Origin of the sequence: Pseudomonas sp. Ost2 (assembly GCF_018326065.1) — a bacterium.
Lineage (GTDB): Bacteria > Pseudomonadota > Gammaproteobacteria > Pseudomonadales > Pseudomonadaceae > Aquipseudomonas > Aquipseudomonas gingeri.
On sequence record NZ_AP021904.1, the window covers coordinates 845667 to 870653 of the forward strand.

A 24987-nucleotide genomic window follows, 5' to 3' on the forward strand; every position below is an offset into this window, starting at 1 on the left:
TTTTTCCGTGCATGGAATAAACGCCGCGTTCAAACGTTAACTGCTCAACACCCGACACTAAAGAGCACGTCATGCACTATCACTTCCGCTTGGCCGCCGATCAGGATGTCGACACCCTGGTCTGCCTGATCAATGCTGCGTATCGCCCCGGCGCCGACCTCAGCGGCTGGACCCACGAGGGCGCCATCCTCGACGGGCCGCGCATCGACGCCGGGCAACTGCGCGAATCCCTCGCCACCCCGGGCGTGGTCCTGCTGGTGATGGAAATCGACGATGTGCTCACCGCCTGTGTCGAGGTCCGGCACCAGGGCGACGATGCCTATATCGGCACCCTCGCCGTATTGCCCGGACAGCAGAACAGCGGCATCGGCAAGATGATGCTGGGCGCGGCCGAGGCCTATGCCATCGAACAGCTCAAGGCCACGCGGCTGGTGATGAGCGTGCTGTCGGGGCGCGTGGAACTGATCAATTTCTATGTGCGACGCGGTTATGTGCGCAGCGGCAAGCTGCAGGATTTTCCGCTGGACGCCGGAGTCGGGGTGCCGAAAGTGTCTAGACTGGTCCTGGAGACGCTCTACAAGACGGTGCCGCAAACCGCAGACGCGTGAATGTGCCGTGCCGCCAGGCAGCGGTATTGACCTGCCCCGAGACTCGATGTGGCCCCGTCCATGGATAAACCCGTACTGCCGTTCTCCTATGAACAACTGGACCATTGGGTCGCGTCGCTGCGCTCCCGGCTGGTCGACGAGGCCTTTGCCTGTGTGGTCGGCATCCTGCGTGGTGGGGCGCCGCTGGCGCTGATGGTGTCGCACACCACCGGGCTGGCACCGGCCTTCCTGCGCTATGAGCGTGGCAGTCGCACCGTCACCTGGGATTCTTCATTGCCGATGCCCGCGCCGGGCAGCAAGGTGCTGTTGTGCGAGGACATCGCCGGCGCCGGGCACACCCTCGCCGACTGTATCGAGTTCCTGCAAGGCCATGGCCTGACCCTGAAAACCATGACAGCGGGCTTCGACGACCTCAGCCGGATCCGTCCCGACTACAGCATCGATGGCCGGGGCGCCTTCCTGCTGTTTCCCTGGGAGCGCCATTCCCATACCGCCGAATACCGCGCCCGCTGGCAGGCCACCGGCGGCGGCCTGACCGGGCCGGTGGGTGAGGATCACGAATACGAAACCTACGGCATCGACCTCGATGGCATCCTGTTGCCCGATATCGCCCCGGAGCGTTATGCCGCCGACCTGCGCCGGGCGTTGCGCGAGCGAGACCACCAGGAACCCTTCGAGCGCCCGTCCTGGCTGGCCTTGTCACGGGTCAGGGCGATCATCACCGGGCGTCCGGAAATGGATCGCGAGCGCACCCGGCATTGGCTCGACCTTCACGGTTACGCCGGAATCACGCTGCTGATGCGCGATATCGCCACCTACGACGACAGCCCGGAACAGGTGGCTACCCACAAGGCCGCGGCGGCATTGCAGCAGGGCTGCACGCATTTTGTCGAAAGCGATGCGCAGCAGGCGATCCTGATTTCGACGCGCCTGCCGCTGCTGCGAGTGATCTGGTGGGATGCCCTGGTGCGCAGGGGGCGATTGATCGGTGCCCATGACTGGAGCCACGTCCCGCAGCGACAGGAAGACGCGCAACTGGCGTGAGAGAGGGGCGCCCCGGCGGGCAATGACGAGTAGAATTGCTACCTGGAATCGGTTTCGAGGTAGTGGTGGTGGATCTACAGCAGGGTTTTGTCCTGACCCGGCATTGGCGCGACACCCCTGCGGGGACGCAGGTCGAATTCTGGCTGGCCACCGATGACGGCCCGCGCCATGTTCGCCTGCCACCGCAACCCTCGGTCGCGTTTATCCCCGCTGCCCAGCGCGAGCGCGCCGAAAACCTGTTGCGCAACGAGCGTGGCGTCGAGCTGCGACCGCTGGAACTGCTGGATTTTCATCACCGCCCGGTGCTCGGCGTCTACTGCCAGCAGCACCGGCAGTTGATAAATATCGAGAAACTGCTGCGCTCGGCCGGCGTGGATGTCTACGAAGCCGATATTCGTCCGCCCGAGCGTTACCTGATGGAGCGCTTTATCACCGCGCCGGTGCAGTTCGGCGGCACGGCGAACGTCGATGGGCCGCTGCTCGACGCGCAGATGAAGCCGGCGCCGGACTATCGGCCACGGCTGCGGCTGGTATCCCTGGATATCGAGACCACCATGCAGGGCGAGTTGTATTCCATCGCCCTGGAAGGTTGCGGCGAACGCCAGGTGTACATGCTCGGGCCGGAAAACGGCGAAGCCGGCGAGCTGGATTTCAAGCTCGACTATCGCCAGAGCCGTGGCGAACTGCTCGAAGCCCTCAACGACTGGCTGGTCCGCCACGACCCCGATGCGATCATCGGCTGGAACCTGGTGCAGTTCGACCTGCGGGTCCTGCATGAACATGCCCAGCGCCTCAAGGTGCCGCTGCGCCTGGGGCGCGGCGGCGATGTCATGGGCTGGCGCGATAACGGCGCGCGCAACACCCACTATTTCGCGGCCGCCGCCGGGCGCCTGATCATCGACGGTATCGAGGCCCTGCGTTCGGCGACCTGGAGCTTTGCGTCGTTCAGCCTCGAATACGTGGCGCAGAACCTGCTGGGCGAGGGCAAGGCGATCGACAACCCCTATCAGCGCATGGACGAGATCGACCGCATGTTCGCCGAGGACAAGCCCGCCCTGGCGCGCTACAACCTCAAGGACTGCGAGCTGGTGACGCGGATCTTCGACAAGACCCAGTTGCTCACCTTCCTGCTCGAACGTGCCACCGTCACCGGCCTGCCGACCGACCGCAGCGGCGGCTCGGTGGCGGCCTTCACCCACCTGTACCTGCCGCTGATGCATCGCCAGGGGTTCGTCGCGCCCAATCTCGGCGAGCGCACGCCCGAAGCCAGCCCCGGCGGCTTTGTCATGGATTCTCGCCCGGGGCTGTACGAGTCGGTACTGGTGCTGGACTACAAGAGTCTCTATCCGTCGATCATCCGCACCTTCCTGATCGACCCGGTGGGCCTGATCGAGGGCCTGAAGCATCCCGATGACAGTGAGTCGGTGGCAGGTTTTCGTGGCGCGCGATTTTCCCGCACGCGGCATTGCCTGCCGGCGATTGTCGAGACGGTCTGGCAGGGGCGCGAGGCGGCCAAGCGCGAGCACAATGCGCCGCTGTCCCAGGCGCTGAAGATCATCATGAACGCTTTCTACGGGGTGCTCGGTTCCAGCGGTTGCCGTTTCTTCGATACCCGGCTGGCGTCGTCGATCACCTTGCGCGGCCACGAGATCATGCGCCGCACCCGGCAACTGATCGAGGCCCAGGGCTACACGGTGATCTATGGCGACACCGACTCAACCTTCGTCTGGCTCAAGCGCGCCCATGACCAGGAAGAGGCCGCGCGGATCGGCCGCGCGCTGGTGGCCGGGGTCAATGACTGGTGGCGCGAGCATCTGCACCAGGAGCATGGCCTGACCAGTGCCCTGGAGTTGCAGTTCGAAACCCACTTCAGCCGTTTCCTGATGCCGACCATCCGTGGCGCCGAGGAGGGCAGCAAGAAGCGCTATGCCGGGTTGGTCACGCGGGCCGACGGCAGCGAGGAAATGGTCTACAAGGGCCTGGAAACCGTGCGCAGCGACTGGTCGCCGCTGGCCCAGGAGTTCCAGCAGGAACTGTATCTGCGCATCTTCAATCGCCAGCCCTACCAGGACTATGTGCGCGACTATGTGCGACGCACCCTGGCGGGCGAACTGGACCCGCTGCTGGTATACCGCAAGCGCCTGCGCCGGCAACTGGGCGACTATCAGCGCAATGTCCCGCCCCATGTGCGGGCGGCGCGGCTGGCCGATGAGTACAACGATGCCCAGGGGCGTCCACGGCAATACCAGAGCGGTGGCTGGATCAGCTACGTGATCAGCCTGGCCGGGCCGGAACCGCTGGAGGTCCGGCGCGCGCCGATCGACTACGACCACTACATCACCCGGCAATTGCAGCCGGTGGCGGATGCGATCCTGCCGTTCGTGCAGGACGATTTCAGCACCCTGATCGGCGGCCAGCTCGGGTTGTTCTGACGGGCCCTCGATCAAGGTGATGTTCGTGTATTGCAATGTATCTGGCCCCGTCCGCGATACGTGCTGACTTCCGCGACCCGGCTGGCGAACACATTCGAGATACCTCAAGGGCGTTCAATAGGTTCCAGGGAGACAGACAGCTCTGACTCCAGCCCATCGAATCGAACCTTGAGGAAATCATCATGAAACTGAAAGCCTTCATTGCCTCCGGCCTGTTCTGCGCCCTGAGCGTTCTCGCCGTGATCGCGCCGGTCCAGGCCGCCAGCCAATCCGCCAGCGCCAAGCCGGATATCCAGCGGGTACTGTCGGTGGTGACCGACGCCACGGGTGGCTGCGGCGTGGTCAACGCCCACATGACCTACCTGGACTCCCACGGCGAGCAGCACACCCTCGACTACGGCAAGTTCGCCAACAACTGCAACCTGGGCAGCTGATCCCCTGGTGATCACGTTTGTGCCCGACCTCCCTCTCGCCTGAAACCGTGCCGTACCCCGCTCGGTTCCAGGCTCGCCTCTGTCTGGTGACGCCATGCTGCTTATCGCTTTTCTGGGCGGGATACTGACGGTCCTCAGCCCTTGTATCCTGCCGGTTGTACCTTTTCTCTTCGCCCGCGCGGACCGCTCGCGCGCGTCGGTCGTGCTGACGCTGGTCGGCATGGTGCTGACCTTCGCGCTGGTTTCCAGCCTGGCCGTGGTCAGCAGCGAATGGGTGATCCAGGCCAACAATGCCGGACGCCAACTGGCCCTGGTGGTGATGGTGCTGTTCGCCCTGTCGCTGATTTCCGCCCGCGCCGGTGCCTGGCTGTCACGGCCATTCGTCATGCTGGGCAATCGCATCGACCCGGCGGCCCGCCAGTTGTCCGGCCCCTTGGCTTCGCTGCTGGTGGGTGTGGCCACGGGATTGCTGTGGGCGCCATGTGCCGGCCCGATCCTGGGCGTCATTCTTACCAGCGCGATGCTGCAAGGCGCCAATGCGCAGACCAGCCTGTTGCTGCTGGCCTATGGATTGGGCAGTGCGCTGTCCCTGGGCACGCTGATTTTCGCCGGGCGCGGGCTGGTCAACCGGCTTCGCCCGTCGATTCCGGTGACCGGCTGGTTGCGGCGTGGCGCCGGTGTGGCGGTGCTGTTGTCGGCGGTGGTGATTTCCACCGGCGCGGATAACACGCTGCTGGCCGGCACCTCGTCCCAGGGCGCCGCCACGGTGGAGCAGAACCTGCTGAAGCAGATTCCCCGGGCCATCGACTATGTGATCAGCAAGGCCAATGCCGCCACGGCGGTCGACCTGGAGCCCAAGGGCGCCATGCCGTCGCTGGCGGGTGCGGTGGAATGGTTGAACTCGCCGCCGCTGGATCGCGAGTCCCTGCGCGGCAAGGTGGTGCTGGTGGACTTCTGGACCTTCGACTGCATCAACTGCCTGCATACCCTGCCGTATGTGAACAGCTGGGCGAAGAAGTACGAGAAGGACGGACTGGTGGTGATCGGCGTGCATACGCCCGAGTACGCCTTCGAGAAGATCCTCGGCAATGTGCGCCAGCAGGTGATGAAGCTCGGTATCGGTTACCCGGTGGCCATCGACAACGACTACAGGATCTGGCGTGCTTTCGACAACCAGTACTGGCCGGCCCATTACCTGATCGATGCCAAGGGGCAGGTGCGCTACAGCCATTTCGGCGAGGGTCGTTATGACGAACAGGAGCAAGTGATCCAGACCTTGCTGCAGGAAGCCAAGGGCGTTGTGCCAGCGGGTAACGCCGGCTGAGATTCAAGTCCGGGCCACCCAGGCCGCAAAACCCCTGGCCGGGTTTTGCGGCTTTTTCGTGGGCGCCGGCTTGCCGGCAATGACGTGTGATCGATCGTTCCCACGCTTTGCGTGGGAATGCCCCTCTGGACGCTCTGCGTCCGCTCTTGTGACGCGGAGCGTCACGGGCTGCATTCCCACGGGGACCGTGGGAACGATCACGGTGTGTTCCGGTTTGAGGGCGTGTCTTTCGGTCGGCCATGAAAAAGCCCCGGTCGGATGAGCGGGGCTTTTTCTCGAGGAACCGTTCAGCGCGTTGCAGGCTTCAGACACGGCGATCAGCGTGATGATCGGCATCGCCGGCAGCCAGGCGACGTTCCAGCAAACGATCGGAACCGCCTTCAGCGACACGACGTTCCAGCAAACGATCGGAACCACCTTCAGCGACACGGCGTTCCAGCAGACGATCGGAACCGCCTTCGGCGACACGACGCTCCAGCAGACGATCGGAACCGCCTTCGGCGACACGGCGCTCCAGCAAGCGATCGGAACCACCTTCCGCCAGTTGCTGCTGGTTGACGTGGCTGAATTCGACGGCCGGGACATTGGCCGAAGCGACATTGGACAGGCCGAGGCCGCCGGCCAGTGCCAGGGCGAGGGTCAGGGAAACGGTCGGGAACTTGAACATGGGGTGAGACTCCTGCGTTGTGGGTAAGACTCACGGGGTATGAGTCGAGGGCCTGGATCGGCGTTGCCGATCGACAGGCCCATTTCAACGCGGGGGTGTATCCGCCGTGTGTCGCCGGCGGACGACAACGTGCCTCAGTGTATGGCGGGGGACTGCGTACACAGTCTGATACGTGGCTCAGATCGAGAAGCGTGCCACCAGCCCGTGCATGTCCGCCGCCAGGCGCGACAACTCGGCACTCGCCACCGAAGTCTGCTGGGCACCGCTGGCGCTGTGCATCGACAGGTCGCGGATGCTGCTCAGGTTGCGGTCCACGGTGCGCGCCACTTCGGCCTGTTCTTCGGAACCGGCGGCAATGCGCAGGTTCATGTCGTTGATCTGGCCGATGGCGCCGGCGATCTCCGTTAGGGCCGCGCCGGCCTCATGGGCGATGCGCAAGGTGTCGCGGGCTTCCTCGCAACTGTCCTGCATGGCCCGGGTCACCTGCTCGGTGCCCTGGCGGATACGCTCGATGATCTGGGCGATTTCCCCGGTCGATTGCTGCGTGCGCCCGGCCAGGGCACGGACCTCATCGGCCACCACGGCAAAGCCGCGGCCCTGTTCGCCGGCCCGCGCCGCCTCGATGGCGGCGTTCAGGGCCAGCAGGTTGGTCTGCTCGGCGATGGTGCGAATCACCTCCAGGACCTGGCTGATATCCTGGGATTGGGTCGCCAGCTGCTGCACATCGCTGCTGGTGTTCTGCACCGTCGAGCTGAGTTTCTCGATGGCGACGACGGTGTGCATGACCCGGTCCGCACCGGTCTGGCTCGACTCGCCCGAGGAGCGCGCCGCCGTCGATGCCGAGGCGGCATTGCGCGCTACGTCGTTGACCGCCACGGTCATCTGGTTCACCGCCGTGGCCGCCTGTTCGATCTCCTGGTTCTGCCGTTGCAGGCCGCGACTGGATTCGCCGGTCACCGCGCTCATTTCTTCCGCGGCCGAGGCCAGTTGGGTCGACGAGTCGCCGATCAGGCGGATCGTGTCGCGCAGGTTGCCCTGCATGGTCCGCGCCGATTGCAGCAGGGCCGAGAGTTCGTCCTTGCCTTCGATGACGATCTCGCTGCGCAGGTCGCCGCGGGCAATGGTGTCGTTGATCGACAGGGCGTATTTCAACGGCACGGTGATGCTGCGGGTGAAGCGGTACGCCAGGGCCAGGGTGGCCAGCGAGGCGAAGATGATCATGGCAATGGTGAAGTCGAGGCTGACGTTGTAGGTGTGGGCCGAGTCGAGCCCGGACTGCCTGGCCTTGTCGATATTCAACTGCACCAACTGGTCGATGGCCTGCTGCATCAGCTTGTTCAGGGGCACTTGCTCATCCAGCAGCAACGCGCCTTCGGCGTACTGCCCCTTCTGGCTGAAGTCGATGCAACTGTCGGCCAAACGGGTCAGGCGCTGGATGCCGTCGCTGACCACCTTGAACAACTGCTGCTCGTGCTCGTCGCTGATATAGGCGCTGTAGTCCTGCAACTGGCCGAGGAGGGTGGCGCGAAACGCACGGATATTCTCGATGGTGGTGTCCCGAGTCGACGCATTGGACTGGGCGATCAGCCGGCGGCTTTCCAGCAGCAGCTTCAAGGCGGTCGAGTTGACCCGGTCGGCGGCGATGACGCTGGCCATCGAGCGTTCCTCGAGCTGGGCCGCCAGGGTGCGGATGGCGCTCATGTTCCACAGGGAAACCAGGCCCAGCACGATCAACAGCGAAGTAATGACAGCGAAACTCAGTGCGGAACGTACGGGGATCTTCAGATTCCTCAACAGCATGACAACCGGCTCCTGGATTCCGCCAAGTGAAAGTGGGTGTTACGAAAGGCTTCGATGATGGCACGAGAGCTTTGCCGTTTCAGAGCGGTGTTCATTGAATTAACTAATGCCTTCCATAGTTTTTCCCGTGGTTTTGCCGGGGGCGCGAGGCCCAGTGGCCGGGGCTGACAGCCTGCCCATGTCCCCCATAAAGGGGGCAGTGGCGGCCATGCCCAGCGGATGCCCGTCAATGTTCATTGGTTGTTCTCCGGGCATCACGGGCGTACCGTGGCGCAGACCGCATAAGGGGGCCTGCCTGGGTGGTGGTGGCTTCGCCGATGAAAAAACCGGCTCGTTCGCAGGTGAGTGGTTCGCCGGGCGAAATGAGTTCCATGAAAAATCATCATTGCACTTGCGGTATCGATCACATGACATCTCTAGTGCTGGCACTCTAAAGTTTGTAATGCCAGTGCTTTGACATTGCCGGGGCTTTCAGGAGTATTTTGTCCATTGCCCGGTATTTGAACTTCAGTGTTCGAAAACGGGGCAGGGGAGAATAACTCGCACTGGCATCTGTCGATGTAAGATTACGGTTGACAGGCATAAGTACGAATGTATTCTTTCGCCCACTACCGGGAACCACTCTGCTTTGCCGGCCTCAGTTATCGTGGGATGCCGATCTTTATCGGTCAATGGAGCGTGAATGATAAGGTGGCCTTTCAAACGTTTGTACGAATCGTTCAAAGAAGATATTTCAGGTTTTTTGTGCGCGTGCTCTTATTTTAATGCCCTGTTAATAGCGCCGGTTTCCGAATAGTGTTAGCGGAAAAGCGAACTTGCTGAATATCAGTACTCGTCGGTTCTGTTTCAAGTATAGGGCAATCATGTTGTCTTAAATAAGCGGCTTGCCAATTTTTGGGCGCACTAAGCCTGTCCTGATGTTTTTTTGGCGTTGTGGAAAATAAAAACATAATGGATTTTTCTGCTCGGTAAGTTGTTCCGAGTGCGGGGTTCTGTTCGCAACAGCTGCCGGTGCGATGCAAATGTCACCAGGTGGTTACAAAGGAAGCGACGGCCTCGCCTGGCGGGGAATTTAATAGAGCGGACCGATCTGGAGATCGTAGATGGGTGTGTACGATTGCTTTGATTGTGAGCTTGACTCCGAGAAGGAGATTCCCAATATAAAGATCATTGCGCAAAGCACGTCTCAGCTGGGCATCGACCTGCTGCTCTCGGGTGAGACGGGGACGGGCAAGGATACCCTGGCCCAGCGGATCCACGGGCTTTCCGGCCGTAGCGGTCCCTTTGTGGCGATGAACTGCGCGGCGATTCCCGAATCCCTCGCCGAGAGCGAATTGTTCGGGGTGGTCAGCGGCGCCTTTACCGGGGCCAGCCGGTCGCGCATGGGCTACATCGAGGCGGCCCAGGGCGGCACGCTCTATCTCGACGAGATCGACAGCATGCCGTTGAGCCTGCAGGCCAAGCTGCTGCGTGTGCTCGAGGTGCGGGCCATCGAGCGCCTGGGGTCGACCACCGTGATCCCCCTGGACCTGTGCGTGATCGCCTCGGCGCAGCGGCCCCTGGGGAAGATGGTCGAGGACGGGCTGTTTCGTCGCGACCTGTACTTTCGCCTCAATGTCCTGACCATCCAGTTGCCGGCATTGCGTGAGCGTCGCGAGCAGATCATCCCGCTGTTTTCCAAGTTCGTCAGTGCCGCCACCCGCGATCTCGGACGGGGCCAGAAGCCGTTGAACGCCTCGCTGGCGCAGATGCTGCTCAGCCATTCCTGGCCGGGCAATATCCGTGAGCTGAAGTCGGCGGCCAAGCGCTTTGTGCTGGGGTTCCCGCTGCTGGGCGGCGATGCGCCGGACGATGTCGAGGGGCAGACCCTCAAGGCGCAGATGCGGGTGATCGAACGCACGCTGATCCAGGAGGCGCTCAAGCGCCACGGCCAGTCCGTCGATGCGGTCAGCATGGAGCTGGGCGTGCCGCGGCGGACCCTGTACCACCGGATCAAGACCCTGGATATTTTCCTGAAGAACGATGGCCTGGAAAAAAAGATGGAACTCAAATCGCTGGGGGTTCCACTCATGGATATCCCGCACTGACGTGGGTGAACAATCAGGAGTTGTAGAAGATTATGAAACTTCCAGGTATCGGCGGTATGGTGAATTCGGCGGTCAATGGTTTCAACTCTGTCAAGGAAACCGCCAACTCTATCCAGGGTAACGCGCAAAACCAGTCAGCGGCGGCGGATTTGTCCGGTGGCGGCAAGGCCGCCGACGCACAGATGAAGATGATGCAGATGCAGGACGAGCAGTCCGCGCGCAATATCATGTTGCAAGGCCAGGCCGCGATGCAGACCGAGCAGCGCAACACTCTGCAGGCCATCAGCTCCGCTCAGACCGACGCCGCGAACAAGGAAATCTCGAACGTGGCGCAAACCGCCAAGGGCATCAGCTATTAATCATCCCCCGGCCCCCTGATTGTTCAGGGGGCATTGTGATCGTTAGCGAGATTCTTCCATGTTAAATTCTGTTTCCAGCTCTGCCGGTGCATTCGGGCGGATAGGCACTGTCATTCCGTCAGCTTCAACTTCGGACGCTTCCGGTTCGCCCCAGACCCTCAAGGGCGTTATCGAAAAGTTAAGCAATGCCTTAATGTCAGGAGGCCATCTTTCCACCGATTCGCCGTTGGGGAAAATGGTTGAACAGCAACTAAAGAAAGATAATCCGCTGGCGGCATTAATGGGCAACAGCGATAGCGGTGCAGTTAAAAAAGCATTGGGCGAAGTTATCAAGGACAAGCTGGGCAGCAACTTCGGTGCTGCCGCCGACGCCGGAATCGGTGGCGGGCAGGGCGGTCCGGACCTGTTGTCGCAGGTCATGAACGGCCTGAGCAAGTCGATCCTGGATCACGCCCTGACCGACAAGGGTGACGGCTCGACCTTTTCCAACGCCGACAAACCGGTCCTGCAACAGGTCGCCGACTACATGGACAAGAACAAGGCGCTGTTCGGCGCGCCTGATTCCGGCTCATGGAGCAAGGAGCTGGACGAGGACAACTACCTCGACAAGGGCGAAACGGCGAAATTCAGGGCGGCGCTCGACCAGATTTCCCAGCAGTTGGACGGGGGCGACGCTGGCGATGCCTCGACCCAGCCGGCCAATGCCGGTGGCCTGGGCAGCCCGCAGGGCTCGTCCGATGGCGGCGGTCTCGGTGGCCCGCAAGAGGATCTGTCCGGCAACGGCGGCCTCGGCACCCCACAGCAGGAGCCTGCCGACAACGGCGGCCTGGGCAGTCCCCAGCAAGCGTCGCCACGTGGTGATCTGGCCAAGGTCGTCAACAGCCTCGAAGACCAGTTGGCGAAATTGATGGGCGCGAAGAATCCGATGGATATCTTCAAGCAGGGCCTGGAGATGGGCCTGGGCCTGGCCAGTGGCTTGCAGTCCGGTGGCCTGGGGCATCATCTGCAGCAGCATGACCTGCAGAACTCCGCTGCCCAGGCTGCGCAAAACATCCTCGACGTGATGACCAGCAGCCTGGGCTGATGCCCGGTTCGCTGTGGCGTTATTCCACCATTCGACACTGTCTGCCGGAGAAGTCCCGTGAGCCTAGCCCCCATCCACTCCTTCAAGGGTTTGCCCGTCGACCATGAGCAGGGGCTGGTTTCCGGGCCCGCGCAGGCGGATGTCGACCTGTTCAACAACGCCATGCGTCAGGACCACGGGGTCTCCGGACACCTGGCCGACGGCATGGTCAATGCCATTTCCGACCGCCTGCAGTCCCAGGGACGTCTGTCCGAGCAGGCCATGCGGGCGATGAAGGTCGCCGCCGGTTCGGCCGATCCGATGGACGTGGTCAAGATGAGCCGCTCCCTGTCCCAGTACTCCCTGCAGATGGCGATGACCACCAAGGTGGTGAGCAAGGGTGCCCAGGCACTCGACAAGCTCACCAACCTGCAATAGGACCGCGTGTGAGATCGCTCTGGCCGCTCCTGCTGTTGTGCCTGTCGCTGCTCGCCGGCTGCAGCGATGAAAGCAAGCTCTTCGGTGGCCTGTCCGAGCAGGATGCCAACGAGGTGATCGCGCAACTGGCCGACCAGCATATCGAGGCGCACAAACAGGCGGAGAAGGTCGGCGTGACGGTGATCGTCTCCAGTCACGACATCAATCGCGCGGTGCGTGTCCTCGACGCGGCGGGCCTGCCGCGGCGGACCCGCACCAGCCTGGGGGAAATCTTCAAGAAGGAAGGGGTGATCTCCACGCCGCTTGAAGAGCGGGCACGCTACATCTACGCCTTGTCCCAGGAACTGGAGTCGACCCTGTCGCAGATCGACGGGGTGGTCGTGGCCCGGGTGCATGTGGTGCTGCCCGAACGCATCGCGCCGGGCGAACCGGTGCAGCCGGCCTCGGCGGCGGTGTTTATCAAGCACACCTCGGCGCTGGACCCGGACAGTGTGCGCGGGCGTATCCAGCAGATGGTCGCCAGCAGCATTCCCGGGATGTCCCAGGAAACCCTGAACTCGAAGAAATTCGCCATCGTCTTCGTGCCAGCGGTGGAGTTCGAAGACAAACAGAAACTGGTGGCGTTCGGGCCGTTCCTGGTGGACAGCCGCGACCAGGGCTTCTGGAACTCGGCGCTGCTCGTGGCAGTGGCCGGCGTCTTGCTGTTGCTGCTGCTGATCGTCCTGATCCTGCGGGCCGACTGGCGCCAGGCGCTGCTGGGGCGCTTGCTTCCCGGTCGGCGCAACGCCTCCCGGTACCCGGCGCGGCTGTGAGCGAACTCGACTGGGTGAACTGGTGGTGTTGCACCTGGCGCTGGGCCCATCCCGACTGGCGCCTGCGACTCCTCGCGGCACGCGGGCTGGATGCCGGCCACGCCGCGGCCCTGGCCGGCAGCCGACACGGTGAACTGCTGGAGGCGCTGGGGGTGATGCCCAGCCAGCCGCCGCCTGTCGATGCCGATGTCGCGTTGTGGTTGTCCCTGACCGCCGAGCAGCGCGAGCAGGCGCTGTTGCTCGCCAGGTCGATCTGCTGCGCGCCGCTCCCGCACCAGCCCACGGTTCCCGAACGTCACGGGCAATGGTGCCGCAGCCTGGCGAAAGCCCTGCGCCCTGGCCTGTGGCTCGATCAGCCGACGGTGGACGCACGGGTGTTGCTGGCCAGCTGGCTGGGCGCGCCGTTCTGGTCACGCCTGCGCCTGGCCTGGGCGCCGGATGAGCAGCTGGAGCCGCTGGCGGATCTGCCACGGCAGAAACTCGATACCCTCTGGCGCGCCATACTCTGGCGGGTCGGAACCCCATGAGCCGCCCCTGGAGCCCGTTATCGTGCTGAGTCTCAGACGCTTGTCCCTCGGCGCCTCGGCGCTGCCACACTCGCCCATCGTGCGCCTGGAACAACTGGCCCAGGCGCAGGAAGCCACGGATGTCCTGGCGGCGGCCCGGGCAGAGGCCGAGCGTTTGCTGGCGGACGCCCGCGAACAATGCCAGCGCTATCTTGACCAGGCCCTCGGCCAGTTCTGGGAACAGGCCAATGATTTTCTCCAGGCCCTCGACAGCGAGCGCGAAGCCTTGCACCAGGAAGTGCTGGTGTCGGCCGAGAGCGTGCTGGTCGCCGCCATGACCCGCCTGTTTGGCGAAACCGGTCCCGCCGAGCGGGTCCGCGCCCTGGTCGGCCACCTCGCGGGCAGTCAGCGCCAGGCGGTGAGTGCGGTGCTCAGTTGTTCCCCCGGGCTGTTCGACGAGGTCCAGGCCTGGTTGGCTAGCAGTCGCTTCGCGCAGCTCTGGCAACTGCGCGAAGACGCCTTTCTCGGGCCCCAGGCGCTGCGCCTGAGCAGCGACACCGGGACCTTCGAGCTGGATTGGGAAGGCCTGGTGCGTTGCCTGTCGCTGCGCGGTGAATGACAGCGGGTGCGCCTGGCGGTCATCGGCCGTGGAAAAAGTGGAACCCACTGGCGGCTTTGCTCCACTCACAGGCATCACCTCGCTGGAGCGACCTCGATGATCAGTTTCAAAGCCTTGCAACATCGCCTCGATCACTCGTTTACCCACAACCAGACCGGCACCGATGACGCCGCCATGGCCGCCGCCGAAAGCGGTTCGGTGGAGGACATGATGGCGTTTACCGATGCGGCGCAGAAAATGGCCACCGCCACTTCGGTGATGAGCGAAGGGCTGCGCGCCCAACATGGCCTGACAAAGTCGATCATCGATGGAATTCAGTGATTTTACGGCGATCGTCGTCCAGTGGTGCGAGCAGTCTTCCGGCACCCCGCTGGACTGCTGGATCGATGATGCGAACGCCCGGCTCGTCGCCATCGAAGGCGGCGTGCGCTGCAGTATCGATGTGCTGGATCCCTATGATGCGGCCGACCCGGAACGGGTGACGGCACTCCTGAACCAGGGGGCGGCCAGCGTGGCCTGCCACTGCGAGGGCGCATTGGCCATCGATCCCGACAGCCATTGCCTGGTCCTGGTCAGTTGGCAGCCACGGCCGTGTCCGCCGCAACGCCTGCTCGAACGCCTGGAGAACCTGGCCAACCAACGGGCGGCGATGCTCAGCCTGTTGCGCACCACCCTCGACAGCCTGGCGGCCAGCGCCTCCGGGCGTCCGACCCTTCACAGCTGGCAGCCGGGAGTCTGAAATGCGCAAGGTTGCCTGGTGGTTACCGTGGTTGTTGATGTGGGCCGGTGCCCCGGCCCTGGCGGTGGTTCCGCCGGCGTGGAAACATACGGCGTATGCCTATGACGCCAAGCAGGCTGATGTGGCGACGACCCTGGAGGACTTTGCCCGGGAATTCGGCATCGGCCTGGAAATGGGCCCGCTGGACGGCGTGGTCGACGGTCGTATCCGCGCCGCCAGTCCCCAGGCCTTTCTCGATCGGCTGGGGCAGGAGCATCACTTCCAGTGGTTCGTGTACAACGAAACGCTGTATGTCAGTCCGACCGACCAGCAGACCTCGGCCCGTATCGAGGTGTCCCAGGATGCGGCGGATGACCTCAAGAGCGCACTGACCGATGTCGGCCTGCTCGATCCGCGTTTCGGCTGGGGCGCCTTGCCCGACGAGGGCGTGGTGCTGGTCAGCGGACCGCCGCGCTACGTCGAGATGATTCGCGAGTACAGCCGCAAGGTCGACACCCCGGACGAAAAACAGGATGTCGTGGTGCTGCCGCTGCGTTACGCCAACGCCGCCGACCGCACCATCCGCTACCGCGACCAGCAACTAACGGTGGCCGGCGTGGCGACCATTCTCCAGGACCTGCTGGAAAGTCGTGCACGGGGAGACACGGTGAACGCCGCCAACCTCTTGCAGGGTGCGGGCCTGGGCGGCGGCCAGGGCAGCAATCCCTACGGTGCCTCGTCGACCCTGCTCGGCGGCCTGGATAACGACAGCCTCCAGCAAGGCCTGGACCGGGTCCTGGCCAACACCACCGCTGGCGCCAAGAACAGCCATGGCGGCACGCCCGGCGGCAGCAAGTCGCGGATCCGCGTCAGCGCCGATGTGCGCAACAACGCCGTGCTGATCTATGACCTGCCCAAGCGCAAGGCCTTGTACCAGGAACTGGTCAAGCAGCTCGACCAGCCGCGCAACCTGATCGAGATCGACGCGGTGATCCTCGACATCAACCGCGATGACCTGGCCGAACTCTCCAGCAGCTGGAACGTCTGGGCCGGCGGTACCAATGTCAGCGGTTCGCTGCTCGATTCGGGGGCGACCCTGTCGGCGGAAAACTCCGGGCGGTTCGCCCTGGCGGTGCATGCGCTGGAGGCCAGGGGCGCCGCGACCGTGGTGGGCAACCCGTCGATCCTGACCCTGGAAAACCAGCCGGCGGTCATCGACTTCAGCCGCACCGAGTACATCACCGCCACCGGTGAGCGGGTCGCCGATATCCAGCCGATCACCGCCGGTACCAGCCTGCAGGTGATCCCGCGCTCGCTGAACGGCAATGGCAAGTCGCAGGTGCAGTTGATCCTCGATATCGAGGACGGGCAGATCGACCAGTCGGTGCTCAATGTCACCCAGCCCAGCGTGCGCAAGGGCAACGTCAGCACCCAGGCGATCGTTGCCGAGCGTGGTTCGCTGGTGGTCGGCGGGTTTCACGGCCTGGAGTCCAACGACAAGATCAGCCGGATTCCCTGGCTCAGCGATATCCCGGTGATCGGCAAGGTGCTGTTCACCTCCACCAGCCATCGCACCACCAAGCGCGAGCGGTTGTTCATTCTCACGCCGCGGCTGATCGGCGACCAGGTCGACCCGGCGCGGTATGTCGAGAACGGCAACCCCGACGATATCGACGCCGCCGGCCAGCGCATCGACAAGCGCCGCAGCGAGGCGCAGCCGACGCGGATCCAGGTGCAGAACACCTTTACCCAGTTGCTCGACGGCCTGCAGCCGAGCGGCTTCAGCAGCGGCGGCGCCTTGCCGTTCGTGCCGGACAGTCTCTGCGATTCCGGCGGTGGCCTGGTCATCGACCGCCAGCGCGCCCAGTGGTACGGCCACAAGACCTGGGGCGTGGCGGTGGTGGTGGCGCGCAATACCGGGACCCAGCCGGTGCGTGTCGACGAGAGCGGCTGTGGCGGGCGCTGGGTGCTCGGGGTCGCGGCCTGGCCCCATGCCTGGTTGCAACCGGGAGAGGAAAGCGAAGTGTTCATCGCCCTGCGCCAGCCCAGGGCCGCCCAGGGCAATGCCCAGGTCCGCGCTTCACTGCTCAAGGGAGCGAAACCATGAACAAGTTGATCTGTCTCGCGCTGGCGGGACTGGGGGTCATGCTGGCCGGCTGCAGTACCGCGCCGCCGCCGGTGGGTTGTACGGGCCTGGCGTGCAGCCGGCCGGATTCCACCGATCGCAGCCTGGTGATCTGGTGGCCCGAGGAGATGCGCCACGGTCTGGAAGGCCCCGAACGAGTACTCGATTTTACAGTCGTGCCATTGAAGGACTAAGCGTCATGATTCGCGTTTCCGGTAAGGCGGCGTTTTACGAGCGGGTAGCAGCAGAGCAGGATGCGATCTGGCCTCTGGTCAGCGGGGTGTCCTTCCTCAGTCGACGTGAGCATCACGACTGGGGGATTGCCCTGCATATCGAGAAGCGTGCGCTGAAACCTCAACAACTGCGTGAAACCCTCGAGCGGCGTTTCACCCAATCCCATCGCTTCCCCGATTACTTCCTGTTCCTCGATCCCCAGCGCAACTTTGTCGTCTGGCACGCGGTGCCGGGCGGTGGCGAGGGGAGCCCGTCACTCGATCAGATCCGCCAGCATCAACTGATGCTGGCGGGGCTTGAACACCTCAACGACTCCCCGCACTGACGCGGCCTAGACCGCGTCGTCCGCCAGGGCGGCGCGGGCGACCCGTGTGTTGCCCCTGCGGTTGACCATCCCCGCCTGAGCCTCGATCCGCGCCTGCACCGGTTCCACCGCCGTGGCGGCCGGTGGCGGGGCGTCGATGGCCTTGCGCACGCTGCCATGGGCCTGGAATGTCTGGTTCATGGTGCGATAGGCCAGGCCCATGGCCAGGGCGGTGCCGCTGTTGCCGAGGAAGCTGGACAGGGCCGGTGTCGTCCCGCCCCGCGTCAATTCCCCCATGGCCATGTTGATGGCGCTGGCCAGCGAGGTCCAGGCCACCCGCGCCGGCGACTGATCGAACAGACGCCCATAATCCTTGAGCGGCAGGCTGGCCTCGAACTGCTGGGTGGTGCCCGCCTGCCGGGTGTCGAAATGCTTTTGCAGGTGGCCGTCGATAATTGCCGTGACGGTGTTGAACGCCGCGCGGGTGCCCGCCAAGGTCTGGATCGAGCGGGCCAGGGCGTCGCCGCGCAACGGCTGGTGGTCGGCGCCGGTCAGGGCCGGGCTCGACAGGGTCTGGCCCGGTGGCAGGGTCTTGGGGCTGATGGAGTCCTGGATAAACCCCATGGTCAGGGTCATGGTGCCGTAGGCCCAGCCCAGCAGCGCCATGTTGTCTTCGTTGACGCCGTGGGTCTTGGTGTCGTCGTGCTTGCCGGTCATGCTCAGGCTGGCCTGCATGGTTTCCCGCGACAGGGCATAGATCACGTTGCGCAGCTGGGTCGCCAGGATCCGCGCGCTCAGGGCACCGTCGCCCCGGGCCGCGCCAAGGGCGCCGAGGCCGAGGTAGATCGCTTCGGCGGCAATCTGGTTGCGGGTGACATTGCGCGAGTCGCGCTGCATCTGCTCGCGCCGGGCCTGCTGCTGATCGGCACCGAGGGCGTTCCATTGCCGCTCGCTGAGGGCGAAATGCCCGCGCACGGCGACGGTGGATTCGGCGCCCAGGCGATCCAGGCGCGGCTGGCGGACATACACATGGCTGGCGACGGTGGCCAGCGAGATTGCCGCCTGCAAGGCCAGCGCACCGCCCGGACTCTTCTGCGCCAGACCCTCGGCCAGGGCGCTGTAGGTGTGCATGAAGGCGACTTCACGGGCGTAGGTCGGCAGCCCGCAGGTGACCATCTGTTGCAGGGTCTGCCCGGCGGCGGCCAGGGTGCTGCGCCCGGACGGCAGGTTGGCGGCGGTGTCGGCCCAGCTTTGCACGGCGGTGTGCCGGATGCTGTTGCCGGCGCTGACGCCACCCTGGTACATCGCCGTTCCCGCGGCATTCATGCCCTTCCACGCGGGCGCCAGGCACTGGCGATGAAACGCCTGGCCCATGCCGCTTGCCGCCTGGGCCGCACGGGCGGTGAAGCCGGGGGGCGCGACGGCCACCTGGGCGTTTTCCACTGCGCCCGGAGTACGCACCGCCAGTTCGATGGCCGCTGTCGGCGGCGTGGCGTTGACCGTGGGCGCCTGTGTTCTCAAGACCATGTCGGGTTCCTCAGCTGGGTTCTGGTGGGCGTGGTTTCTGGCGCGGAAGGCGTGGCGAAACTTTCGGCGAAGGCGGCGAAGTCCAGCAGCCAGTCGACAAAGGCCTGGGCGTCCAGGCCCTGGCTGTCCCAGCGGGCCTGCAGGCAGGCACCCTGTGGGGCAAGGGCGATGGCACAACCGGTAAGCGTCATCAGTTGCAGGTTGGCGCGCAGGGCGAGTTCGCGCTGGTCGCTGCCGTGCAGCGGGGCATCGATGGCGGTGCTGACCAGCAGGTGACGCTGGTCGCTGTCGGCGATGATTTCCAGCGCGCGGCCGTTGAGCCGGATCACACCGACGGTTTCCGGGGCCGCCGGCGGCGGGGCGATGCCAAGGTGGCGCAGGACCTGTTCCAGCAGCGGGCGATGCCAAGTCTGCGCCATGGCCGCTTGCGCCTGTGCCCGGGCCGCGGGACTTGCCGCCGGTGGCGGGCCGGCCGCTGCGTTGCCGGTGGCGAGAGGCGAGCTCAAGGCCGTGGCGCCGGCAATCAGGCTTTCGCCCAGGGCCAGCAAGTGACTGAGTTCGGCGGCCAGGTAGCGGGTGTCCGAGTACGGCTGGTATTGCAGGCGCGAGACCAGTACCGCGTTGCCGTGATCATCCAGTGCGCCGGCGCAGGCGCTCATCGCACTGGTGGCGCAATTGGCCCGCAACAGCAGTTCGCTCCACAGTGCCGGGGTGCAGTCGAGGGGGCGTTGCAACCAGCCCAGTGCCAGCCATTGTGCCACCGGTTGCTGCTGCCACTGCACCAGTTGCAGGGTCAGGCCCGGCAGGGGCAATTCACCGCTGCGGGCGAAGTCGCGAGCCTGCGGATCCGCCAGCCCGAGCTGCCTCGCCGCGTTCAGGAACCAGCTCGCCGCGGCGTCTGGAATGGGGATTTGCGGGCCTTTTGCAGCGGGTGGGCGAACATGTGATTGCATGGGCTCTACCTGTGGGGCTTTTGAAGCCCATTTGAGCGCAACAACATGTCAGTTTGATGAATCGGAAGGCTCTGGATCAGTCTTCTTCGAGCTGAATGATCTCGTCGGTGACTTCATCGAGCTGGCGGATCACCTGGTAGATATGAGCCACGTCGAGCAGGGTCGGACGGGGGATGTATTTGCCGGTCCTGACCTTGTACAAGGTGCGCGCCAGCCACACGCTCTGCACCACCGGAATCTTCGCGCGCCGGGCACGTTCGATCAGCGCCAGGGCATCGGCATCCTCGCCCTTGCAGTGGATCAGCGGCAGCGGTGTCTGGCCGGGGCGGTAGTAGAGCGCCACGGCGAAGTGGGTCGGATTGACCAGCAGCATGTCCGCGTCTTCCACCGGCTTGGGCGGCGTGCGCGGTTCCTCGTTGAGCAGCTCATGGGCCAGTTGGCGGCGATGGCCCTTGACGTGCGGATCGCCCTCGGACTCCTTGTATTCCTTCTTGATGTCCTCGTGGCTCATGCGCATTTTCTTCGCGTGGAAATACTTCTGCAGGGCGAAGTCGATCATGCCGATCGCCAGCAGCAGGCCGAGGGTGGTGCGCAGGACACTGCGCAACAGCGTCAGCAGGGCATGCCAATAGGTGTTCAGGTCCGAATCCGCCAGCAGCACCAGGGTGCCCAGCACCGGCTTGATCGAGACATAGAGGGTGGTGCCGATCGCCACCGCCTTGAGGATGCTCAGCAGCAGGTTCATCAGGTTCTGCCCGGAGAACATCTGCTTCAGGTGGCTGATGGGATTGAGCTTGCCGAAGTCGATTTTCAGGGCCTTGGGCGCGAACAGGAAACCGATCTGCACCCAGCTGCCGACCATGCGCATCAGCATCGCCAGGCCGACGCTCATCAGGATGAAGCTGATCAGCAGCCAGGTGGCCTCGCCGGTCATTTCCGTCAGGCTGCTGAGGAACGGCTGGTTGATGCGCCGCAGGGTCAGCGACATCAGGTGTTCCAGGCGCGCCACGCTGTCGTCGGCCATGCCCAGGGCGACCTCGCTGACCACCATCAGCACCAGCAGCTTGCCCAGGTCCTGGCTTTGTCCCACCTGGCCTTTTTCACGGGCGTCGCGCAGCTTCTTGGGCGTGGCCTTTTCGGTTTTTTCGCTCATGGCACCTGCACCAGCAGGCCGAGCAGATGCTTGAGGTCCAGCAGTTGCCGCAACTGGCCGTTGCCCAGTTCCAGCAGGGTCGGCAGGTAGATCAGCAGGAACGCCAGGCCGGCCATGCTCTTGGCCGGCATCGCCAGGACCGAGACGTTCAGTTGCTGGGCGTAGAGACCGATGATGGCGAATGCCACTTCGATCAACAGCAGCAGGCCGATAAAGGGCGCGGCATACAGCAGCGCGTGTTGCAGGGTCTGGTTGAGTTGGCCGAGAAAGACGTCCAGGCCGCCGACATTCAGCCCCGGCACCCAGACGGTGGGCGGCCAGACTTCATAGCTGTCCCAGATCACCTGGGTGATCAATGACAGCCCGCCGCTGAGGATCACCAGCATGATCAGCGCCTCCTGGAACAACTCGCCCAGGGGCGTCGCGTCCGGCCCGAGGGACGGGTTGAGCTGGCCGCCGCTGAGGGCGCCGCGCTGGCTGTCGAGCAAGGCGCCGACGGTGGCGAACATCCAGAACGGCGCGTACAGCAACAGGCCCAGGAGAATGCCCAGTACCGATTCCTTCAGGAGCAGCCCGGCGATGGTGAACCAGGCGTCGTTTTCCAGGGCCAGGGCGCGACCGATGCTCGGCGCCGGGATCAACGCCAGGGCGCAGGTCACGCCATAGCGCAGCGGGCCCTTGAGGTGCTTGAAGCAAAAGGCCGGGACCAGGATCAGGCAGGGCAGGATCCGCGCCATGGCCAGGCCCATGCCGAGCATCAGCTCGAAGGCGCTCTCGGCGTTGAACGGCATCAATGGGCACCACCGGTGCGGGCGATCAGGTCGAAGGACAGGTTGATGAACTGGATCAGTTCGACCCCGATCCAGCGGCCGGTCGCGGCCAGGGTCAGGCCGACGGCGGCGAGCTTGATGCCGAACGGCAGCGTCTGGTCCTGGATCTGCATCAACGCCTGCAAGAGTGAGGTGATCACCCCCACCAGGACCGCCACGCCGAGGGGCGGCGCGGTGAGGATCACCACCAGGAACATGCCTTGCTTGAACAGTGCCAACGCTTCCACGGCAGGTCTCACAGATAGGAATAGAAAAGGCTGTCGAGCAGGCGCGACCAGCCCTGGACCAGCACGAACAGCAACAGCTTGAGAGGCAGCGAGATGGTCATCGGCGAGACCATCTGCATGCCCAGGGCCAGCAGCAGGTTGGAGACGATCAGGTCGATGACGATAAACGGGATGTAGATCAGGAAACCGATCTGGAACCCGGCCTGCAGCTCCGACAGCACGAACGCCGGGATCGCCAGCAGCAGGTCGCTGCTGCTGGCCTTCTCGGCCATCTCGGCGGGCCACATGCGGTGGGTGTTTTCCAGCAGGTGGGCCTGCACGTCGGGGTCGGTGTTGCGGGTCATGAAGCGCTCGATCGGTTCCATGACGGTGTTGGCGCTGAATTGCAGTTTTTCCGTGCTGCCGATTTCCAGCGGGTTGTCGTGGACCCGTTGCTGGATCTGATGGGCCACCGGCGCCATGACGAACATCGTCGCGGCCAGGGCAATGCCGTACATCGCCATGTTCGGCGGTACCTGCTGCACACCGATGGCGTTGCGGGTGATCAGCAGCACCATGGAAATCTTCAGGAACGCGGTGCAGACGATCAGGAACAGCGGGATCAGGGACAACGCGCCGAGAAACAGCGCGAGCATGATCGGGTTCATGCCATCCAGGATCATCGGTCGAATACCATCCGGGTGATCTGCAGGCCGAGCCGGCCTTCCACGTCCACCAGCTCGCCGTGGGCCACCACGCGCTCGCCATGGCACAGGGTCGCCTCGCCGGGGACCACGCCGGTGACTTCCAGCACCACCCCCGGCGCCAGGCGCTGGAGGGCGTACAGGGGCAGGCTGATGCTGCCGCTGCGGATGGTCAGGTCCAGGTTCAGGCCAGCCAGGGGCGATGGCGGTTGTTCGGGTTGCTGCTCCAGCCCCAGCTCCTGTGCCGGGTGCTGTGCCTCGTCCTGGTCGTCCGGTGCCACCGGCACGTCTTCGTACAGTGCATCATTGTCCATCGTGCGGGGTTTCCTCATGGTTGAGCTGTACAAGTAGCGTGTCGTTGGCGACGCCGGTGGCGACGCGCCAGGTCCGGGCGGCGAGGTGCAGCACGCCTTGCCCGGCGCAATCGAAGTAGGTGCGGCCGGGTAGCAGGACATCGCCGGGGCGCAGCGAGCGCAGTTCGTTCAGGGTCAGGCTCAGCTCGCCGAGGACCAGCGGCGCGGGCAGCGGCCAATCCTCGGGCAACGGTTGTTCGAGGACCTGCCAGGGCAGGGCGTCCAGCAGGTGGATCAGGGTCTGCGCATCGCAACTCAGGCGTGCCTGCACCGACTCGTCGGCGCAGTGCACCACGAGTCGGCAGGCGATGTGTCCGGCGCGCTCGTCATCCGCCGGCAGCCGCGGTTCCAGGGGCGCCAGCAAGGCGGCCAGCGGTGGGCTCAGTTGCTGGTTCAGGTATTGCCAGTACCAGGCCTGCAACGGTCCGCCGGTCACCGCAGGCACTTCGCCGAACAGGCTCAGCACGGCGTCGGCGTCGGTCAGGTGCAAGCGGCCCTGGGCGCTGTCGAGGGTGGTCCAGGCGCGGTCGTCCGGCGTGAGCTGATCGGCCGCGAGCAACGGGCTCAGGCTCAGCCGGGCCACAGCGCCACGCAGCGGATATTCCAGCCAGCGGCCACGGCCGAGCAGGCGGCTGGCGCTGGCCAGTGTCCGCGACACCGGGCGCAATGCCAGGGGCGTCATGCCGTTCCGGTTCCGTGCAGGGACAGGTTCACTTCCCGGCCCAGGGCCTGGCTGAAGGCGTCCTCGCAGGCCTGCCGATTGTTGCTCAGGCGATTGAGCACATCAGCGCGTTCAAAGCCCAGGTCGATGGTCCACTGGTTGTCCCGTCTGCCGGCACGGACCTGGACCTTGCCCAGGTTGGGCATCAGCAAGGTGGCGCTGAAAGGCCGGTCGCCGCGGGCCGGCAGTTGCAGCGCCAGTTCGTCGATCAACTGCGTGGGAATGGCCTCGGCGGCCTGGAACAGGCTGAAACCCGAGCCGCCGTGCTGCTCAGATTGGTCGCCCTGGTCGCTGGCGGACGGCGCCAGCAATTGTTCGAAGAACAGGCCGTCGGCGGTCATCTCGCCGCTGTCGCGACTGGCACCGAACGCACCCCCGGACTGGCGTGCGCGCTCGGTCTCGGCGCGGCGCGGAAAGGCCGGTGAGGGCAGGCGGTTCTCGGCCTGCGGGGCCCGTGCGGCGGGTGCCGGCCGGTGCGCCGGGTGCGGGGCGACGGGCTTGATCGGAGTGGTCATCGCGGAGTCATTCCTCATTCAGGTTCTCGCTCATGCAGGCGAGTTTTTCCACGGCGCGCTGACGGGCCCTGGCTTCCATCCGGGCCTGCTCCAGGCGCTGCTGGTGCTGCTCGATCTGCTGGCGCAACTGGCTGACGTCCTGCTGGATAAAGGCCAGTCGGTCGAGCATGCGCCGCTCTTTTTCATGCCAGCGCTCGACCTCGTTCAACTCCAGGGTCTGCTGCAGGTGCGCCTGGGACAGCTGCCGGCGGCGAACCCGCTGGTTGTCGCGCTCCTGGAGCCAGGACTGCTCGCTGTGCAGGAGCTGCTGGTGCAGTGTTTCCAGCTCCTGCTGCAAGCGGCGCTGGGCGCGCTCGGCGCTGGCCTGGCGGTGCTGGCGCAACGGCGTGAGGATCTGGATCACCTGGGCCATGGCGACGTGGTTGGGGTCGGCTTCGAGTTCTTCGTCCAT

29 protein-coding genes are annotated in these 24987 nt (G+C 64.6%); 17 read left to right on the top strand and 12 right to left on the bottom strand.

The window, feature by feature from the left end; genetic code table 11:
* The first annotated feature begins 71 nt into the window (after positions 1-71).
* From KI243_RS03635 to KI243_RS03655, 5 genes are all read left to right on the top strand, one after another.
* Positions 72-608: a GNAT family N-acetyltransferase gene (locus KI243_RS03635; protein ID WP_017126690.1), complete on the top strand. Its 537-nt coding sequence runs from the start codon at positions 72-74 to the stop codon at positions 606-608.
* A 60-nt stretch (positions 609-668) separates the two neighbouring features.
* Positions 669-1652 (top strand): phosphoribosyltransferase, encoded by a 984-nt coding sequence (locus tag KI243_RS03640; RefSeq protein ID WP_212810462.1) that lies wholly within the window; start codon positions 669-671, stop codon positions 1650-1652.
* A 68-nt stretch (positions 1653-1720) separates the two neighbouring features.
* Entirely contained in the window at positions 1721-4084 is a 2364-nt protein-coding gene (locus tag KI243_RS03645; protein WP_212811167.1) for a DNA polymerase II, read from the top strand.
* A 182-nt stretch (positions 4085-4266) separates the two neighbouring features.
* Positions 4267-4518: a DUF2790 domain-containing protein gene (locus tag KI243_RS03650; RefSeq protein WP_212810463.1), complete on the top strand. Its 252-nt coding sequence runs from the start codon at positions 4267-4269 to the stop codon at positions 4516-4518.
* Between the two features lie 94 nt (positions 4519-4612).
* Entirely contained in the window at positions 4613-5842 is a 1230-nt protein-coding gene (locus KI243_RS03655; protein WP_212810464.1) for a cytochrome c biogenesis protein DipZ, read from the top strand.
* A gap of 304 nt (positions 5843-6146) precedes the next feature.
* Here the strand turns inward: KI243_RS03655 and KI243_RS03660 are convergent, their stop codons facing one another.
* Both KI243_RS03660 and KI243_RS03665 read right to left on the bottom strand, forming a co-directional pair.
* Positions 6147-6509: a hypothetical protein gene (locus KI243_RS03660; RefSeq protein WP_177107902.1), complete on the bottom strand. Its 363-nt coding sequence runs from the start codon at positions 6507-6509 to the stop codon at positions 6147-6149.
* Between the two features lie 177 nt (positions 6510-6686).
* On the bottom strand, positions 6687-8309 hold the full coding sequence (locus KI243_RS03665) for a methyl-accepting chemotaxis protein (protein ID WP_244861810.1): 1623 nt from the start codon (positions 8307-8309) through the stop codon (positions 6687-6689).
* A 1103-nt stretch (positions 8310-9412) separates the two neighbouring features.
* Between KI243_RS03665 and KI243_RS03670 the strand changes: the two genes are divergently transcribed.
* The 12 genes from KI243_RS03670 to KI243_RS03725 all read left to right on the top strand — a co-directional run bounded on the left by KI243_RS03670 (position 9413) and on the right by KI243_RS03725 (position 17595).
* Complete coding sequence (locus KI243_RS03670) at positions 9413-10396, top strand: sigma-54-dependent Fis family transcriptional regulator (protein ID WP_017126697.1); 984 nt, start codon at positions 9413-9415, stop codon at positions 10394-10396.
* A 32-nt stretch (positions 10397-10428) separates the two neighbouring features.
* Complete coding sequence (locus tag KI243_RS03675; protein ID WP_017126698.1) at positions 10429-10755, top strand: hypothetical protein; 327 nt, start codon at positions 10429-10431, stop codon at positions 10753-10755.
* Between the two features lie 58 nt (positions 10756-10813).
* On the top strand, positions 10814-11839 hold the full coding sequence (locus tag KI243_RS03680) for a hypothetical protein (protein ID WP_178992005.1): 1026 nt from the start codon (positions 10814-10816) through the stop codon (positions 11837-11839).
* Positions 11840-11896: 57 nt separating this feature from the next.
* Complete coding sequence (gene sctI, locus KI243_RS03685) at positions 11897-12256, top strand: type III secretion system inner rod subunit SctI (RefSeq protein ID WP_017126700.1); 360 nt, start codon at positions 11897-11899, stop codon at positions 12254-12256.
* An 8-nt stretch (positions 12257-12264) separates the two neighbouring features.
* A complete protein-coding gene (sctJ, locus tag KI243_RS03690; RefSeq protein ID WP_177119293.1) occupies positions 12265-13068 on the top strand; it encodes a type III secretion inner membrane ring lipoprotein SctJ in 804 nt (267 codons plus the stop codon).
* Positions 13065-13595 (top strand): type III secretion protein, encoded by a 531-nt coding sequence (locus KI243_RS03695; RefSeq protein WP_177146568.1) that lies wholly within the window; start codon positions 13065-13067, stop codon positions 13593-13595. The genes sctJ and KI243_RS03695 overlap by 4 nt, the downstream gene beginning before the upstream one ends.
* 22 nt (positions 13596-13617) lie before the next feature.
* The gene (gene sctL, locus KI243_RS03700) at positions 13618-14193 is read left to right on the top strand and encodes a type III secretion system stator protein SctL (RefSeq protein WP_244861811.1); all 576 of its coding nucleotides are present in this window, start codon (positions 13618-13620) and stop codon (positions 14191-14193) included.
* A gap of 96 nt (positions 14194-14289) precedes the next feature.
* On the top strand, positions 14290-14514 hold the full coding sequence (locus KI243_RS03705; protein ID WP_017126704.1) for a hypothetical protein: 225 nt from the start codon (positions 14290-14292) through the stop codon (positions 14512-14514).
* Complete coding sequence (locus tag KI243_RS03710; RefSeq protein WP_017126705.1) at positions 14501-14932, top strand: hypothetical protein; 432 nt, start codon at positions 14501-14503, stop codon at positions 14930-14932. The genes KI243_RS03705 and KI243_RS03710 overlap by 14 nt, the downstream gene beginning before the upstream one ends.
* Before the next feature lies 1 nt (position 14933).
* Entirely contained in the window at positions 14934-17018 is a 2085-nt protein-coding gene (gene sctC / locus KI243_RS03715; RefSeq protein ID WP_178992473.1) for a type III secretion system outer membrane ring subunit SctC, read from the top strand.
* 38 nt (positions 17019-17056) lie between these two features.
* Positions 17057-17230 (top strand): HrpT family type III secretion system protein, encoded by a 174-nt coding sequence (gene hrpT, locus KI243_RS03720; RefSeq protein WP_244861882.1) that lies wholly within the window; start codon positions 17057-17059, stop codon positions 17228-17230.
* Between the two features lie 5 nt (positions 17231-17235).
* Positions 17236-17595 carry a type III secretion protein HrpV gene (locus KI243_RS03725; protein ID WP_177086935.1) on the top strand — a complete coding sequence of 120 codons (360 nt, stop codon included), beginning with the start codon at positions 17236-17238 and terminating at the stop codon, positions 17593-17595.
* Between the two features lie 6 nt (positions 17596-17601).
* On the opposite strand, the gene KI243_RS03730 is transcribed toward KI243_RS03725, so the two are convergent.
* From KI243_RS03730 to KI243_RS03775, 10 genes are all read right to left on the bottom strand, one after another.
* Positions 17602-19101 (bottom strand): hypothetical protein, encoded by a 1500-nt coding sequence (locus KI243_RS03730; RefSeq protein ID WP_017126709.1) that lies wholly within the window; start codon positions 19099-19101, stop codon positions 17602-17604.
* Positions 19092-20054 (bottom strand): type III secretion system chaperone, encoded by a 963-nt coding sequence (locus tag KI243_RS03735; RefSeq protein ID WP_212810465.1) that lies wholly within the window; start codon positions 20052-20054, stop codon positions 19092-19094. Before KI243_RS03735 ends, KI243_RS03730 begins: the two co-directional genes overlap by 10 nt.
* 76 nt (positions 20055-20130) lie before the next feature.
* Complete coding sequence (gene sctU / locus KI243_RS03740) at positions 20131-21207, bottom strand: type III secretion system export apparatus subunit SctU (protein ID WP_017126711.1); 1077 nt, start codon at positions 21205-21207, stop codon at positions 20131-20133.
* Positions 21204-21998, bottom strand: a complete 795-nt coding sequence (gene sctT, locus KI243_RS03745; protein WP_017126712.1) for a type III secretion system export apparatus subunit SctT — start codon at positions 21996-21998, stop codon at positions 21204-21206. Before sctT ends, sctU begins: the two co-directional genes overlap by 4 nt.
* Complete coding sequence (gene sctS / locus KI243_RS03750) at positions 21998-22264, bottom strand: type III secretion system export apparatus subunit SctS (RefSeq protein ID WP_017126713.1); 267 nt, start codon at positions 22262-22264, stop codon at positions 21998-22000. Before sctS ends, sctT begins: the two co-directional genes overlap by 1 nt.
* 8 nt (positions 22265-22272) lie before the next feature.
* Positions 22273-22926, bottom strand: a complete 654-nt coding sequence (gene sctR / locus KI243_RS03755; protein WP_017126714.1) for a type III secretion system export apparatus subunit SctR — start codon at positions 22924-22926, stop codon at positions 22273-22275.
* Positions 22923-23261 (bottom strand): FliM/FliN family flagellar motor switch protein, encoded by a 339-nt coding sequence (locus KI243_RS03760; protein ID WP_177108722.1) that lies wholly within the window; start codon positions 23259-23261, stop codon positions 22923-22925. The genes sctR and KI243_RS03760 overlap by 4 nt, the downstream gene beginning before the upstream one ends.
* The gene (locus KI243_RS03765; protein WP_212810466.1) at positions 23251-23982 is read right to left on the bottom strand and encodes a type III secretion system protein; all 732 of its coding nucleotides are present in this window, start codon (positions 23980-23982) and stop codon (positions 23251-23253) included. Before KI243_RS03765 ends, KI243_RS03760 begins: the two co-directional genes overlap by 11 nt.
* Positions 23979-24536 (bottom strand): type III secretion system HrpP C-terminal domain-containing protein, encoded by a 558-nt coding sequence (locus tag KI243_RS03770; protein WP_244861812.1) that lies wholly within the window; start codon positions 24534-24536, stop codon positions 23979-23981. Before KI243_RS03770 ends, KI243_RS03765 begins: the two co-directional genes overlap by 4 nt.
* Before the next feature lie 7 nt (positions 24537-24543).
* Positions 24544-24987 carry a hypothetical protein gene (locus tag KI243_RS03775; RefSeq protein WP_017126718.1) on the bottom strand — a complete coding sequence of 148 codons (444 nt, stop codon included), beginning with the start codon at positions 24985-24987 and terminating at the stop codon, positions 24544-24546.